The organism is Clostridium sp. MT-14, from assembly GCF_042436595.1.
In the GTDB taxonomy this organism is placed as follows: domain Bacteria; phylum Bacillota; class Clostridia; order Clostridiales; family Clostridiaceae; genus Clostridium_B; species Clostridium_B aromativorans.
The window spans coordinates 85,683-101,104 of the sequence record NZ_JBHMIY010000007.1 but is presented as its reverse complement, the minus strand read 5'-3'; the positions used below and the strand labels follow the sequence as shown (position 1 = coordinate 101,104).

The window sequence follows — 15,422 nt, the reverse complement described above, 5'->3', positions numbered from 1 at the left end:
ACGAATATGAAATTAATGGAACAAATATGGAATATGGCAAGAGCTGACAGAAAAAAAATTGTGCTCGCTGAAGGTGAGGAGGAAAGAACTCTTAAGGCTTGCGAAAAAATAATTAGCAATGGTATTGCTGATATAATTTTAATAGGAAATGAAAGTACTATAAGGGAAAAAGCATCAAAATTAGGAGTGAATTTAGATGGAGCTGAAATAGAGAATCCAGAGAATTCAAGCAAACTCCAAACTTATGTCAATGAATTTTATGAATTGAGAAAAAAGAAAGGAATAACCTTAGAAAAAGCTGATAAAATAGTCAGGGATCCTATATATTTTGCTACGATGATGGTTAAACTTGGAGATGTAGATGGACTTGTTTCGGGAGCTGTACATACTACAGGGGATCTTTTAAGACCCGGCCTTCAGATAGTAAAAACAGCTCCAGGAGTATCAGTAGTTTCAAGTACATTTATAATGGGAGTTCCAGATTGTGAATATGGTGATAAAGGTCTGCTGCTATTTGCAGATTGTGCAGTAAATCCATGTCCAGATGAAAATGAGCTGGCTTCTATTGCAATAACTACGGCAGAAACTGCAAAGAAATTATGCGGGATGGATCCAAAAGTTGCGATGCTGTCATTTTCAACTAAGGGAAGTGCAAAACATGATTTGGTCGACAAAGTGGTTAATGCAACTAAGATAGCTCAAAAGGCCAGACCTGATTTAAAAATAGATGGAGAGCTCCAACTGGATGCAGCCATAGTGGGAACTGTTGCAAATTTAAAGGCTCCAGGCAGCGATGTAGCAGGAAAAGCTAACGTACTAATATTCCCGGATATACAGGCAGGGAATATAGGATATAAACTTGTGCAAAGATTTGCTAAAGCTGAGGCTATAGGACCTATATCACAGGGATTTGCAAAGCCGATAAACGACTTGTCTAGGGGATGCAGCTTTGAAGATATAGTAAATGTAGTAGCAGTGACGGCCGTTCAAGCACAAGGTTAAAGTAGATTGGATCTATTTACAAATAATCATATTTAATATGAAGCGAAAACTTAATTATAAAGTGGGAGGAAGTTTGGAATGAAGATATTAGTAATGAACTGTGGAAGTTCATCATTAAAATATCAACTTATAGACATGAAGGACGAAAATGTTCTGGCAAAGGGACTTGTAGAGAGAATTGGAATAAAGGGATCTATTTTAACTCATAGGGTCAATGGTCAAAAACATATTGTAGAGCAGCCTATGGAAGATCATAAAGTTGCAGTAAAATTAGTTCTTGATGCTCTTGTGGATAAAGAATACGGTGTAATAGATGATATGTCGGAAATATCTGCAGTAGGCCATAGGGTTGTTCATGGCGGTGAAAGATATGCAAAATCTGTACTTATAGACGAAAAGGTTATGAAAGCTCTTAAAGACTGCATACCACTGGCGCCATTACATAATCCACCTAATATAATAGGTATAAATGCGTGTAGGCAATTAATGCCAGATACACCGATGGTTGGAGTATTTGATACGGCTTTTCATCAGACGATGCCAGATTATGCTTATATGTATCCTCTTCCTTATGAATTGTATGAAAAATATAAAATCAGAAAATATGGATTTCATGGTACTTCTCATAGATTTGTATCTATAGAAGCAGCTAAATTGATGGGAAAAGATATAAAAGAACTTAAGATTATAACGTGTCATTTGGGAAATGGAGCTAGCATATGTGCAGTGGATAAGGGAAAATCGGCGGATACTAGTATGGGATTCACACCCCTTGCGGGGCTTGCCATGGGAACTAGGTGTGGAGATATAGATCCAGCTGTAATACCATTTTTGATGAATGCAACAGGTCTGTCTATAAATGATATTGATGTAATGATGAACAAAAAATCAGGAGTGCTTGGAGTTTCAGGAGTTAGCAGTGATTTTAGAGATGTAGAAAGTGCAGCTAATTCCGGGAATAAGAGGGCAAAACTGGCATTGGATCTATACTATCATAGGGTTAAATCCTTTATAGGGGCTTACGCTGCGGTTTTGAACGGTGTAGATGCCATAGTATTTACAGCAGGGCTTGGGGAAAATTCAGCTACCAGCAGGGCTGCTGTATGCGGTGGACTTGGTTATCTTGGAATTAAAATAGACCCTGAAAAAAATAACATAAGGGGAGAAGCATTGGAGATAAGTACTTCTGATTCAAAGGTAAAAGTATTTGTAATTCCTACAAATGAGGAACTCATGATAGCCAGGGATACCAAGGACATAGTGAAAAATCTTAAATAGGATATAAAACTTGACTTTTAATGCTCATCTCTATATAATAAATTGTGGCTAATGTATAGAGGTGAGTATTATGGAATTGAATATATCGGAATTATTTGATAAGGATGTATTATCAAGAGAACTTGAACTTACAATAGAAGATGAGGGGTTCTACTATGGCGGGGAGTACATGAAATTTCTGCAGCCCATGAATTTTAGTGGAACTTTAACTAGGGCAGAGGATGTTTTTATATTAGCTGGGAAATTACATTGTTTGTTACAGCTCACTTGTTCAAGATGTTTTGAAAAATTTCCATATGCTGTAGACATATCTATTGCTGAAAAGTTCACAAATAACGCAGTTGGAGATGACGAAATCATCTTCATAAATGGTGATATAATAGATATTACAGAAATATTAGAGAATAATATTATATTGAGCTTGCCAATTAAAAGGCTCTGCAAAGAAGATTGTAAGGGTTTATGTCAAAAGTGCGGCACTAATTTAAATTATTCTCAGTGTCAGTGCAGAGATGATGATATTGATCCAAGATTGGCAAAATTAAAAGATATGCTTTTTACTGATTAAGGAGGTGTTTACTTTGGGAAATCCAGCCGGAAAAACTTCAAGAGCAAAAAAAAATTCGAGAAGAGCACAGACTTTTAAACTGAACTTACCGGATTTAGTTGAGTGTCCTCAGTGTCATGAAATGAAACTTGCTCATAGAGTATGTAAAAATTGTGGATATTACAAGGGCAAAGAGGTTGTTGCAACTGAAAATTAATAAAAGAAAGTCCTGAGGCTTTCTTTTTTTGTATAGATAAGACAGTATTTATAAGATTGGTTAGTGTGTAAAAGGGGAGAGGATATATGATAATTGCTGTAGATGGGATGGGGGGAGATTTTGCACCTTCGGCTGTAGTTGAAGGTGCAGTTGGAGCTGTTAAAGAAACTGATGTAGATATAATAATAACGGGCAGAGAGAAGAAAATTGAAGAGGAGTTATCCAAATACAGTTATCCTAAAGATAAAATAAGTGTTTTAAATACTCCTGAAATTATAACCACTGAAGAAGCGCCTGTTATGGCAGTTAGAAAGAAGAGAAATTCAAGTTTAGTTAAAGCACTGACTCTTGTAAAGGAAAAAAAGGTAGATGCAGTTGTATCGGCAGGAAGCACAGGAGCCTTTATGGCAGGTGCTACTTTAATTGTAGGTAGAATCAAAGGTGTTGACAGAGTGGCGCTGGCGCCTGTTATGCCGGGAAAAAATGGAGATTTTATGGTCATAGATGCGGGAGCCAATGTGGATTGTAAACCTCAATATTTGCTGCAGTTTTCTCTTATGGGTAAAATATATTTGGAAAATGTTTTAAAAAAGGAGAATCCATCTATAGGACTCATAAATATAGGTGTGGAAGAGGAAAAGGGAAATGAGCTGACCAAAAGTGCCTATAAGATTTTAAAGAAAATGGATTTTAATTTTGTTGGCAACGTGGAACCAAGGGATATTGCAGCGGGAGATATAGATATATTAGTCTGTGATGGAATGATTGGAAATACTGTTTTGAAGATGTATGAAGGTGTGGCACTGAATTTGTTTGAAATGTTAAAGGCAGGAATTATGAAATCCTTTAGAACTAAACTTGGTGGAATTATGCTGAAGCCGGTTTTTAGTGAAATTAAAGGTAAGATGGACTACTCTGAATATGGAGGGACAGCTTTCTTAGGTTCTAGGGGTATATGCATAAAAGCCCATGGAAGCTCAAATGGGAAAGCATTTAAAAATGCCATAAAAAGGGCTGTAGACTGTTATGACAATAAAGTTATAGATAAAATAAAATCTGAAATAGAAAAGATACCTGAAATTGAAAGTGATAATATAAAAAAGCAATAATATAAATATATTAAACTCAAATACTTAAAAACAAAATTCACTGGTATTTATTGTTGACGATACATAAGTTATGTAATATTATTTATGTAGAAAATTTTTTTGGAGGTGGAATTATGATATTTGAAAAAATACAAAAAATAATATCTGAACAACTTGGAATAGATTCACAGGAAATAAATTTGGAATCATCTTTTGTTGACGATTTAGGTGCAGATTCACTTGATATAGTCGAGTTAATAATGGCTCTGGAAACAGAGTTTGATTTAGAAATACCTGATGAGGAAGCTGAAAAAGTAAAAACAGTGGGAGATGTAGTTGAGTACATAAAAGCTCATACTGAAGAATAGATCAAATACCTTAAAGTCCCGTTTGAATACGGGGCTTTAAATTTCAAAAAGAACGCTGTGTTTTTGATTTCTTGTAGATAATCAATTATTGTATTATAGTGAATAAATAAGATGAACTTATTCTTGAATTTGATTTTATAGGCATACAGCGGGTAATTTGCTGTAAATTGAAGAATAAATTCCAAAAGGAGAAATATGAATGGATGAAAAAACAAATTATATTGAGAATGTAGAGAAAAGGTTGAATATATGTTTTAAAGATAAAGAATTGATTGAAATAGCATTGACCCATAGTTCCTATGCCAATGGAAGAAAAAATGTAAAATTTAATGAAAGGCTGGAATTCTTGGGAGATTCTGTATTGCAGCTTTGTATATCAGAATATTTATTTTCAATGTATAAAAATAAGCCTGAAGGTGAGCTTACTAAAAAGAGATCCCTTATAGTTTGCGAAAATTCTCTCTATGAAATAGCCAGGAAATGGGATATAGGGAAATACATAAAAATGAGCAGAGGGGAAGAACTTACAGGGGGAAGAGAGAGAACATCCATACTTGCAGATTGTGTGGAAGCTATTATTGCAGCAGTTCATGTGGATTTTGGATATGAGAGGGCCAGAAAATTTATCATTGATAATTTTAATGGTATTATACAAAAGGCCATGGAAAATAAAATAGTACTGGATTATAAAACCAGGCTTCAGGAGATTCTTCAAAAAAATGGAGATGTATCTATAGACTATGTGCTTATAAGCTATGACGGACCACCTCATAGGAGAAAATTTTATACCGAGGTGTGCATGGATAAAAATGTGTTGGGAAAAGGCATGGGTTACAGTAAAAAAGAGTCGGAGCAGAATGCGGCACACAATGCCCTGAACAAATTGGATTTTAAGACCAGCGGCAGAGTTTAGAGAGGTAAAATAGATGAAAAATAGACATTATATAATACCTATATTTGTACCTAATGAAGGATGTCCGCATAAGTGTGTTTTTTGTAATCAAAGTATCATTACAGGAAATGGGCAAGTGGTTGATGCTGATTTTGTCAGAAAAACTGTGGAAGAATATCTAAAAACTATAAGAAGAGAAAATTCAACAGTGGAAATTTCATTTTTTGGAGGGACTTTTACGGCTATTCCAATGAAAAGACAAAGGGAACTTTTAAAAATAGCTAAAGAATACAAGGATAGTGGAGATATAGATTTTATACATCTCTCTACAAGGCCGGATTATATAAATAAGAATATACTGGATAATTTAAAGTATTATTCAGTGAAGGTAATAGAGCTGGGTATACAGTCCCTGGATAGAGAAGTTCTTGTAAAATCAGGGAGGGGTCATTCTCCAGAAGATGTTAAAAGGGCGTCTTTCCTTATAAAAGAATATGGCTTTACATTGGGACATCAAGTGATGCTGGGATTACCCTGTGATAGCTTTGATAAAGATATAAAGACTGTAAAGGAGTCCATAGCCATGAAGCCAGATATATACAGATTGTATCCTGCTCTTGTAATAAAGCAAACACCTATGGAAATAATGTATAGAAAAGGAATATATAAACCCTATGATCTAGATGGTGCAGTAGATGTATGTAGAACTCTGTACTGTATTTTAAGGGCAAATAAAATAAATGTAATTAGAATTGGACTTCAACCTACAGAGGAAATAAATGTTGGAGCAGATGTGGTGGCAGGACCTTTTCATCCAGCCTTTAGAGAACTGGTGGAAGGAAGTATTTATAATAGTATTTTAGAACACATTATACCTGAATCATATGAAGGTGAGGTGGAGGTAAGAATAAATAATAGAGACTTATCTAAATTGTATGCAGATAAAAAGAAATATTTCATAAAGCTGGAAGAAAAATTGAGAAGATGTTCTATAAAAGTCATACAGAGCAGTGCGGTTAATAGGGAAACCCTAATTGTAGACGGTAAAGATTTTAGTAAGACCCTGTCAGTAGAGGATTATATAACGAAGGAATATTTAAATAAAATTATAGTATGAGGAGAGTGAATGTTGTGAGAAAACAGGCCAGAGATAAAATGACTAAAGCAATTGTGTTTTTTGTAGTACTTATATTTATAATGGGATTACTGCCAATGTTTTTTAGGTAAGGAGTGTCTAGTTTATGTTTTTAAAAACTATTGGTATGAGGGGGTTCAAATCCTTTGCAGATAAAACAGAATTGGTATTTACAGATGGGATTACCTCTATTGTAGGACCAAATGGAAGTGGGAAAAGTAATATCTCAGATGCGGTTAAGTGGGTACTTGGAGAACAGAGCATAAAGAATTTAAGGGGAGGGAAAATGGAGGATGTAATTTTTGCAGGGACTCAATTTAGAAAACCTGTAGGATTGTGTCAAGTTTCTCTTACCTTAGATAATACGGACAAGAAGCTTCCTATAGATTATTCAGATGTTACAATTTCCAGAAGACTTTATAGATCTGGAGAAAGCGAATACTATATAAATAATACACAGTGTAGGCTAAAAGATATAAATGAACTTTTTATGGATACGGGTATAGGGAGAGAGGGCTATTCCATAATAGGACAAGGTAATATAGAGTCTATTTTGAATGGCAAACCAGAAGATAGAAGAGGTATTTTGGAGGAGGCAGCAGGAATTGTAAAATTCAGGTGGAGAAAGGAAGAATCAGAAAAAAAACTTGAGAATACCCATATTAATTTATTGAGAATAGGAGATATCTTGGAAAGTTACAGGGGCAGATTGGAACCTCTTGAAATTGAAAGAAAAAAAGCCAATGAATTTTTGAAGTTATCTAAAAAATTGAGAGAAATGAAAATAAATATGCTGATTCATTCCATTGAAAAATTAGAGGACAAAATAGATAAAATAAAAAAATCTTCAGAATCTGCTGAACAGGACACTAAAGAATTGAATTCAGAATTTGTTGAATTAAAATTAAATGTAAGTCAATTAAATGAAGAAATGGAAAATTTAAACAGAGAGAATACCAGCCGTAGAAAAAATTATTATGAAAACAGGGAGAGGGTTCAAAAGGCAAGCAGCGATGTAAAACTATTAGTACAGCAGACTGAAAGCATAAAAAAAGTTATAGAAAAAGATATGCTGGAGCTGAATGTGATAGAGGATAAAAGGGTTCAAAATATGCAGCAGAAGAAAATACAGGAAGATACTCTATCTGAATTGAAGATAACTAAAAAAGAGATAAGTGATGAGCTGGAGGAACAGAATAATTTTGTGAAAATTATTGAGAAAAGTATAGAGGAGAAAGAAGATCTATATAGGAATCTTAAAGAAGATGAAATAGAACATTTAAGAAATATATCCAGTTTAAAAAATGATATAATTTCAATTAAAAAAGATATAAGGGATATGACGGAAAAAATTCAAAGTATGAAGACATCCTGTGAAAGCTATATTCATTCTATTAAAATAAATTCCAACACTAAGAAAATGGTACTTTTAAAAATGGATGATATAGAAAGTCGTGTTAAAGAATATCAATTTAATATTGATGAAAATAGGAAAAAAATTTTGAAACTAAATGAAGTTTTTTCGTCCAGACAAAAAAAATTAAGTGAATTAAACGCAGTTTACAATAAATTAGAGGCAAATCATACTATGCTGGTAAATCTTAAGGAACACTACGAAGGATATAATAGAGCGGCAAGAGTACTTATGATGGAAATAAAAAAGGGTAAGCTTCATATTACTGAGAATGATTGCTTTTTGGTAGGAGAAGTTATAACTCTTGAAAAAAAATTTGAAACCTGTATAGAGATTGCCCTTGGAAGTTCTATATCAAATATAATAACCAAAGATGAAATTATGGCTAAAACTCTTATAAAATATTTAAAAAATAATAATATGGGGAGGGCTACATTTTTACCTCTTACTACAATTAAGGGGAAAAAAATATTAAAGAGTGACAGATTGAAAAATGTAAAAGGCTATATAGGTATTGCCAGTGATCTTTTAGAATGTAAAAGTGGATTTAAGAAAATTATGGAGTATATATTGGGAAGGACAATAATTTGTAGTGATATGGACAGTGCCCTTAAAATAGCTAAATTAAGTGGGTATAGTTTTAAGATAGTAACTCTTTTAGGAGATATGGTAAATCCGGGAGGATCTCTTACAGGAGGAAGTATCAGGAAAAAAAACAGCAGCATAATAGGAAGAAAGAGAGAGATAGAAGAAATATCTACAAATATAAAAGATATACAGGTAAAAATACAGAATTTGAAAGAGAAAATAAGTGATAATAAGGAGGCCATGACTAGAAATAATGAAGATGTTTTGTCTTTGAAAGATAAAATTTATGCAGAAAATATAGAAAAGACTAAAATGAAGGGCCAGATAGATAATATAGAAGGGGAAAATTCAAAGTTACTGGAAAATATAAATATATCAAATAGAGAAATAGAGATAATTTCTAAAAATAAAGCAAATAAAGAAGTTAAATTACAAGAAGAAGAGGGAAATTTAAAAATACTTTATGAAAAACAAAGCCAAAATAACAAACATATCCTGCAGATGGAAGAAGAATTAAAAAATAAAAAAAAGGATTCTGAGAATAAAAAAGAGAGTCTCACTCAATTAAAAATAAAAATAGCGAAAACTGATGAGAATATCTTAAATAGATCACAGGAACTAAAAAGATTAGAAGAGGAAATAAAGGAATTGGACTCAAAAAAATCTAATATAAATATGGAAATTGAAAAGTGCAGGAGAGATATACATGACTGCGAATTGAAAAAAGTTACAAATTTTAAAAATATAGACAATGCAAAACTGAAAATAGAAGAATTACAGGGAATTATGGAAGAAAATAATTTAAAAATTACAAGACTCAAAGACAATATAAAAATGAATAATGAAAAATTGGAAGATTTAGCCTTTGTAGTAAATAAAAAGGAGCAGGGACTTCACAAAATGCAGTTATCTATTGCTAAGCTTTCAACAGAAAAAGATAATATGTATTTGAAATTGAAAGAAGATATGGAAATTACCTATGAGAATGCTCTAAAATATAAAAATGACATAGATAATTTAAATGAGTACAATGAAGAAATATTAAATTTGAAAAATAGTATATCTAAACTTGGGGCAGTTAATCTGGGAGCTATAGAAGAATATGATTCATTGAAAGAGAAAGTTACGTTTTTGAGTTTACAAAAGGAAGATCTGGTAAAGTCTAAGAATGAACTGGAAAATGTGATAGATATGATGACGGAAAAAATGAGAATGCTCTTTAAAAAAAATTTTAGTAAATTGAGAGAAAATTTTAATTCTATATTTAAAGAATTGTTTAATGGAGGAAATGCAGATTTGATCCTTGTAAATGGTGACGAGCTCACTGCAAATATAGATATAACAGTCCAGCCTCCAGGTAAAAAACTGCAAAATATAAATCTCCTATCGGGAGGTGAAAAGGGACTTTCCGCCATAGCGCTGCTATTTGCTATACTCAAGATTAAACCAACTCCTTTTTGTATACTGGATGAAATAGAAGCTGCATTAGATGATGCAAATGTGATGAGATATGCAAAATTTCTTAGAAAATTTGCTGAGAATACTCAATTTATTATCATAACTCATAGAAAGGCAACTATGGAAGTAAGTGATGTGATGTATGGAGTTACTATGGAGGAAAAAGGTATTTCAAAAATAGTTTCTGTGGATTTGAAAGAGAATTACTAAAAAGGTATATTTAACAACAAAATATATAGAAAATGGGAAGGTAAATAAAAATGTTTAAAGAATTTTTTGACAAATTGAGGAACGGTCTTGAAAAAACTAAAAGCAACCTGACGGGAAGAATAACGGACATGTTGAGCAGAGCTGTAACTATAGATGAGGAGCTGTATGATGAGCTAGAAGAGATACTTATAACTGCGGATATAGGTGTAGAAACTACAGTGTATATTATAGATAGATTGAAGGAGAAAATAAAAGAAGATAAAATAAAAGATCCCAATTTATTAAATGACTGTTTAAAGAAGATAATTATAGACATACTGGGTGAGGAGGAAAACAGTATTGTACCTAAGCAAATTCCAGAGATAATATTGGTAATAGGGGTAAATGGAGTGGGAAAAACTACTTCCATAGGAAAGATATGCTATAAACTAAAGGATAGAGGATATAAAGTGATTATGGCTGCAGCGGATACTTTTAGAGCTGCTGCCATAGATCAACTTGAGGTGTGGAGTGAGAGGGCTGGTGTCGAAATAATAAAGCATCAAGAGGGTTCAGATCCAGCAGCAGTTGTATTTGATGCAATTCAGGCATCAAAAGCTAGAAAAGCAGATGTGTTGATATGTGATACGGCCGGAAGGCTTCACAATAAAAAAAATTTGATGAAAGAACTTGAAAAGATAAACAGAGTAATAGAAAGAGAGTATAAAGAGGCTTTTAAACAGATATTTCTCGTATTGGATGCAACTACGGGACAGAATGCAGTCCAGCAGGCAAAACAATTTACCGAAGTGTGTCCTGTAGATGGTATAATACTCACTAAACTGGATGGCACTGCTAAAGGTGGAATCGTAATATCTATAAAGCACAGTTTAAATATACCTGTAAAATTAATAGGAGTTGGAGAAGGCATTGACGATCTACAGGAATTTAAAAGTAGGGATTTTGTGGAGGCATTATTTTAAATCCTGTTAAGTATAAATACTTGACAGCATTTATTAATTTTGATATTATTTATTTGGTTAAGGTTTGGTATATGTTATTTATTTTATTAAATAAAAGAGATGATAGCGTGGAAGAGAGAATACGACTTTCCGTATTGCTTGATATATATGGTGAACTTTTAACAAAAAAACAGAGAGATGTAATGGAACTTTATTATGATGAAGATTTGTCTTTAAGGGAAATAGCAGAGCATACCAATACAAGCAGACAGGCGGTATACGATATTATAAAAAGATGTCATAAGCTTTTACTAGAGTATGAGGATAAATTACATATATTGAAAAAAAGAAAAAATTTAGAAGAAAATAAAAAATCTATCTTGAAATTTATAGATTCCCTTTGTTGCAGTGGAAATGAGGAAGTTTTAAACAAGGTAAAAGATTATGTAAAAAAGAATATTTAATTTAGGAGGATTAGAATGGCTTTTGAAGGATTGGCATCTAAGCTTCAGGAGACATTAAAAAAGCTTAGAGGTAAAGGTAAACTTTCTGAAAAAGATATAAAAGATGCTATGAGAGAAGTAAAGCTAGCACTTTTGGAAGCAGATGTTAATTACAAAGTGGTAAAATATTTCATAAAAAGTGTCAGCGAAAAATGCCTGGGTGAAGAAGTACTGAAGAGTTTGACTCCAGCACAACAGGTCATAAAAATAGTGAATGAGGAACTTACGGCTTTAATGGGAAACAGCCACAGTTCGATTGAATATAATTCCAATGGGCTGACTACAATAATGTTGGTGGGCCTGCAGGGCGCAGGGAAAACAACTATGTGTGGCAAATTAGCTCTACAGTTGAGAAAAAAGAATAAAAAGCCGCTTTTGGCAGCTTGTGATATATACAGGCCGGCTGCAATAAAACAGCTCCAGATAGTTGGAAAAGAAATAAGCATACCAGTGTTTTCCATGGGAGATAAGGCAGCAGCGGTGGATATATGCAAAGGAGCTGTGGAGTATGCTAAAAATAATAATTTCAATGTACTCATAGTGGATACGGCGGGTAGACTTCAGATAGATGAAAAATTGATGAATGAATTGGGCCAGATTAAGGAAGAGGTCAATCCCGATGAAATACTGCTTGTAGTGGATGCCATGACAGGTCAGGATGCAGTAAATGTGGCCTCAAGCTTTAATGAGAAGCTTAACATAAGCGGAGTGATACTTACAAAATTGGATGGAGATACTAGAGGAGGGGCTGCACTTTCTATAAAGTCTATGACCGGAAAACCAATAAAGTTTATTGGTGTCGGGGAAAAGATGAATGATTTTGAAGTCTTTTATCCGGATAGAATGGCTTCAAGAATACTTGGCATGGGAGATGTGCTTTCTCTTATAGAAAAAGCACAGCAATCTATTGACAAGGAAGAAGCTGAAAAGCTTGGAAGCAGGATGCTGACCAAAGAGTTTAATTTTGAGGATTTCCTGTCTATGATGCAGCAGGCTAAGAAGCTGGGACCTTTAAGTAAGCTTATGGAAATGGTACCTGGAGTCAATGCCAGGGAATTTCAAGGAATTGACTTTTCAAAAGGAGAGAAAGAGCTGGTAAAAATTGAGGCTATAATCAATTCCATGACTTTAAAAGAGAGAAGAAATCCATCGATTATAAGTGCTTCTTCATCTAGAAAGAAGAGAATAGCACAGGGATCTGGCACTACAATACAGATGGTAAATAAGCTTCTTAGGGAGTTTACGCGAATTAAAAAGATGATGAAACAGTTTGGTGGAATGAAAAAAGGTTTTAAAAAGGGACCATTTGGAAAGCTCCCTTTTTAGATATAGTAGTAAAATAGTTTGTTGTCCACTTTAAGGAGGTGATATAGATGGCTGTAAAGATAAGATTGAGGAGAATGGGTGCAAAAAAAGCTCCCTTTTATAGAATAGTTGTGGCAGATTCAAGGTTTCCAAGAGATGGTAGATTTATAGAAGAAATAGGGTATTATAACCCTACGACTGACCCTAATACTGTTAAATTTGATGAAGAAAAAGCTATAAAATGGATAAAAAATGGAGCTCAACCAACTGAAGTAGTTAAGAAGATTTTCGATAAATCTGGATTGAAGGATAAACTTGGTAAGTAGTTAACTGGGGGTGTATTAAGTGAAAGAGCTAGTGGAAATAATTGCTAAATCGTTAGTGGATAACCCAGATATGGTTCAAGTAAATGAGATTGTAGGTGAGCAGTCTATAATTCTTGAATTAAAAGTTGCACAAGAAGATATGGGAAAGGTAATAGGTAAACAGGGGAGGATAGCTAAAGCTATAAGAACTGTTGTAAAAGCAGCAGCTATAAAGGAAAATAAGAGGGTTGTTGTGGAGATAATATAAGAGTTAGATTATCTAACTCTTATATTTGTATTTGAGTATAATGTGAATTCTTGAATAAACCAATTGAAACCATATATGTTTTAAGTTACATTATAGTGGAAAAGAGGTGGATGAAATCTGCTTATTATAAATGTGATCTTAAAATTTTAATTGCAGCATGATTTAATTTTTAATATGCAGAATATTACTCTATGAAAAAATTTATAACTATAGGGGAAATAATAAATACACATGGAATAAAAGGGGAGTTAAAGGTATATCCGCTGACCGATGATCCTAAAAGATTCAATAAATTGGATGTAGTGTATATAGAGGGAGTACCGAAGAAAATACTTGAATGTAAGTTTCAATCCAACAGAGTTATACTTAAAGTTCAAAGTATTGATTCCATAGAAGAAGCCCTTCCCTATAAGGGAAAATACCTGGAAGTTCCAAGAGAGAATGCAGTTGAGCTGAAGGAAGGAACATATTTTATTGCGGATATAATAGGTTGTTCTGTAGTAGATGAAGAAGGTGTATTTTATGGGAAAGTTGGAGATGTACTTCATACTCACAGCAATGACGTATACTGGATAAAGGGGAAAGATGAACTGCTTATTCCCGCCATAAAGGATGTAATAGTGAATATAGATGTGAAAAAAGAAGAGATAGTTATAAAGCCGGTGAAAACATGGATGTAAAGATAGACATACTCACTCTTTTTCCCCAGATGTTTGATGTATTTAATTATAGCATAATAGGAAGAGCACTCAGAAATAATATATTGAGTATAAATACCATTGATATAAGAGAATTTACTAAGGATAAACACAGAAAAGTAGATGATTACCCATATGGCGGCGGGGCTGGTATGATAATGACTGTACAGCCTATTGTTGATTGTATAAAAGAAGTAAAGACTAGAAACAGTGGGAAAGTTATTTATTTAGGACCTAGGGGAAAAACATTTAACCAATCTATTGCAAGAGAACTTTCAAGAGAAAGTGAATTGATATTTTTGTGTGGGCATTATGAAGGAATAGATGAGAGAGTATATAAATATATAGATATGGAAATATCTATTGGTGATTTTGTAGTAACTGGTGGTGAAATGGCATGTATACCAATTGTAGACAGCATATGCAGAATGATACCTAATGTACTGTCCAGTAAGGAAAGCTATATGGAGGAATCCTTTTACAATGGATTGCTTGAATATCCGCAATATACCAGACCGGAATGTTTTCAAGGAAACGATGTACCTGAAATTCTCTTATCAGGACACCATGAAAATATAAGAAGATGGAAGAGAGCAAAATCCCTTATAATTACCAGAAATAAGAGACCAGATTTATTTAAAAAAATCTCATTATCAGAAGAAGACAAAAAGCTTATCAAACTCTATGATGAAAATAGATAATAAATATATTTTTAAAATAAGTTGAAAATGAAATGCATATGTGTTAAAATTTGTTTGTGCTGCACGAGCGTTCCGCTGTCTGTAAATATGCTGGATAAGAACGTTGAATAATTATTAGGAGGTAATGCACAGTGTTAGATATAATAAAACAGATAGAAGGTAAACAGATTAGAACAGATTTACCGGATTTTAATGTAGGAGATACGGTAAAAGTCCACGTAAAGATTAAAGAGGGAAACAGGGAAAGAATACAGATTTTTGAAGGTGTAGTTTTAAAGAGGCAAAATGGAGGAATAAGGGAAACTTTTACAGTTAGAAGAGTTGCCTATGGTGTAGGAGTTGAAAGAACATTTCCAGTTAATTCTCCTATAATAGATAAGATACAGGTAGTGAGAAGAGGTAAAGTGAGAAGAGCAAAATTATACTACTTAAGAGATAGAGTAGGTAAAGCAGCTAAGGTAAAAGAAATATTAAGATAAAAAGGGGCTTTATAAAGTCCCTTTT

Annotated in this window: 18 protein-coding genes; all 18 read left to right on the top strand. The window is 33.3% G+C overall.

From position 1 onward, the window contains the following. Nucleotides 1-6 precede the first annotated feature (6 nt). The 18 genes from pta to rplS all read left to right on the top strand — a co-directional run bounded on the left by pta (nt 7) and on the right by rplS (nt 15,397). A complete protein-coding gene (gene pta, locus ACFHWD_RS07495) occupies nt 7-1,002 on the top strand; it encodes a phosphate acetyltransferase (RefSeq protein WP_150355881.1) in 996 nt (331 codons plus the stop codon). A gap of 78 nt (nt 1,003-1,080) precedes the next feature. After that, a complete protein-coding gene (locus tag ACFHWD_RS07490) occupies nt 1,081-2,280 on the top strand; it encodes an acetate kinase (RefSeq protein ID WP_150355882.1) in 1,200 nt (399 codons plus the stop codon). A gap of 70 nt (nt 2,281-2,350) precedes the next feature. Beyond that, nucleotides 2,351-2,848, top strand: coding sequence for a DUF177 domain-containing protein (locus tag ACFHWD_RS07485; RefSeq protein ID WP_150355883.1), 498 nt, complete (start codon nt 2,351-2,353; stop codon nt 2,846-2,848). A 13-nt stretch (nt 2,849-2,861) separates the two neighbouring features. Next, entirely contained in the window at nt 2,862-3,044 is a 183-nt protein-coding gene (gene rpmF, locus ACFHWD_RS07480) for a 50S ribosomal protein L32 (RefSeq protein ID WP_150355884.1), read from the top strand. An 86-nt stretch (nt 3,045-3,130) separates the two neighbouring features. Further along, nucleotides 3,131-4,153, top strand: coding sequence for a phosphate acyltransferase PlsX (gene plsX / locus ACFHWD_RS07475; protein WP_150355885.1), 1,023 nt, complete (start codon nt 3,131-3,133; stop codon nt 4,151-4,153). Between the two features lie 113 nt (nt 4,154-4,266). Next, the gene (gene acpP / locus ACFHWD_RS07470) at nt 4,267-4,500 is read left to right on the top strand and encodes an acyl carrier protein (RefSeq protein ID WP_150355886.1); all 234 of its coding nucleotides are present in this window, start codon (nt 4,267-4,269) and stop codon (nt 4,498-4,500) included. Nucleotides 4,501-4,699: 199 nt separating this feature from the next. After that, complete coding sequence (gene rnc, locus ACFHWD_RS07465) at nt 4,700-5,413, top strand: ribonuclease III (protein ID WP_150355887.1); 714 nt, start codon at nt 4,700-4,702, stop codon at nt 5,411-5,413. A gap of 13 nt (nt 5,414-5,426) precedes the next feature. Continuing rightward, nucleotides 5,427-6,509 (top strand): elongator complex protein 3, encoded by a 1,083-nt coding sequence (locus ACFHWD_RS07460; RefSeq protein WP_150355888.1) that lies wholly within the window; start codon nt 5,427-5,429, stop codon nt 6,507-6,509. Between the two features lie 14 nt (nt 6,510-6,523). Further along, nucleotides 6,524-6,619, top strand: a complete 96-nt coding sequence (locus ACFHWD_RS07455; RefSeq protein ID WP_150355889.1) for a DUF4044 domain-containing protein — start codon at nt 6,524-6,526, stop codon at nt 6,617-6,619. Nucleotides 6,620-6,633: 14 nt separating this feature from the next. Beyond that, the gene (gene smc / locus ACFHWD_RS07450; RefSeq protein WP_378061233.1) at nt 6,634-10,197 is read left to right on the top strand and encodes a chromosome segregation protein SMC; all 3,564 of its coding nucleotides are present in this window, start codon (nt 6,634-6,636) and stop codon (nt 10,195-10,197) included. 50 nt (nt 10,198-10,247) lie between these two features. Further along, nucleotides 10,248-11,159, top strand: coding sequence for a signal recognition particle-docking protein FtsY (ftsY, locus tag ACFHWD_RS07445; RefSeq protein ID WP_150355891.1), 912 nt, complete (start codon nt 10,248-10,250; stop codon nt 11,157-11,159). Between the two features lie 107 nt (nt 11,160-11,266). After that, a complete protein-coding gene (locus tag ACFHWD_RS07440) occupies nt 11,267-11,602 on the top strand; it encodes a putative DNA-binding protein (protein ID WP_150355892.1) in 336 nt (111 codons plus the stop codon). 15 nt (nt 11,603-11,617) lie between these two features. After that, nucleotides 11,618-12,967 (top strand): signal recognition particle protein, encoded by a 1,350-nt coding sequence (gene ffh / locus ACFHWD_RS07435; protein WP_150355893.1) that lies wholly within the window; start codon nt 11,618-11,620, stop codon nt 12,965-12,967. A gap of 47 nt (nt 12,968-13,014) precedes the next feature. Continuing rightward, the gene (gene rpsP, locus ACFHWD_RS07430; protein WP_150355894.1) at nt 13,015-13,272 is read left to right on the top strand and encodes a 30S ribosomal protein S16; all 258 of its coding nucleotides are present in this window, start codon (nt 13,015-13,017) and stop codon (nt 13,270-13,272) included. Nucleotides 13,273-13,291: 19 nt separating this feature from the next. Beyond that, complete coding sequence (locus tag ACFHWD_RS07425; RefSeq protein ID WP_106008009.1) at nt 13,292-13,519, top strand: KH domain-containing protein; 228 nt, start codon at nt 13,292-13,294, stop codon at nt 13,517-13,519. Nucleotides 13,520-13,710: 191 nt separating this feature from the next. Beyond that, a complete protein-coding gene (gene rimM / locus ACFHWD_RS07420) occupies nt 13,711-14,199 on the top strand; it encodes a ribosome maturation factor RimM (RefSeq protein ID WP_150355895.1) in 489 nt (162 codons plus the stop codon). Continuing rightward, nucleotides 14,190-14,918 (top strand): tRNA (guanosine(37)-N1)-methyltransferase TrmD, encoded by a 729-nt coding sequence (trmD, locus tag ACFHWD_RS07415; protein ID WP_150355896.1) that lies wholly within the window; start codon nt 14,190-14,192, stop codon nt 14,916-14,918. Before rimM ends, trmD begins: the two co-directional genes overlap by 10 nt. A 131-nt stretch (nt 14,919-15,049) precedes the next feature. Then, nucleotides 15,050-15,397 carry a 50S ribosomal protein L19 gene (gene rplS, locus ACFHWD_RS07410; RefSeq protein ID WP_150355897.1) on the top strand — a complete coding sequence of 116 codons (348 nt, stop codon included), beginning with the start codon at nt 15,050-15,052 and terminating at the stop codon, nt 15,395-15,397. The last annotated feature ends 25 nt before the right edge of the window (nt 15,398-15,422 follow it).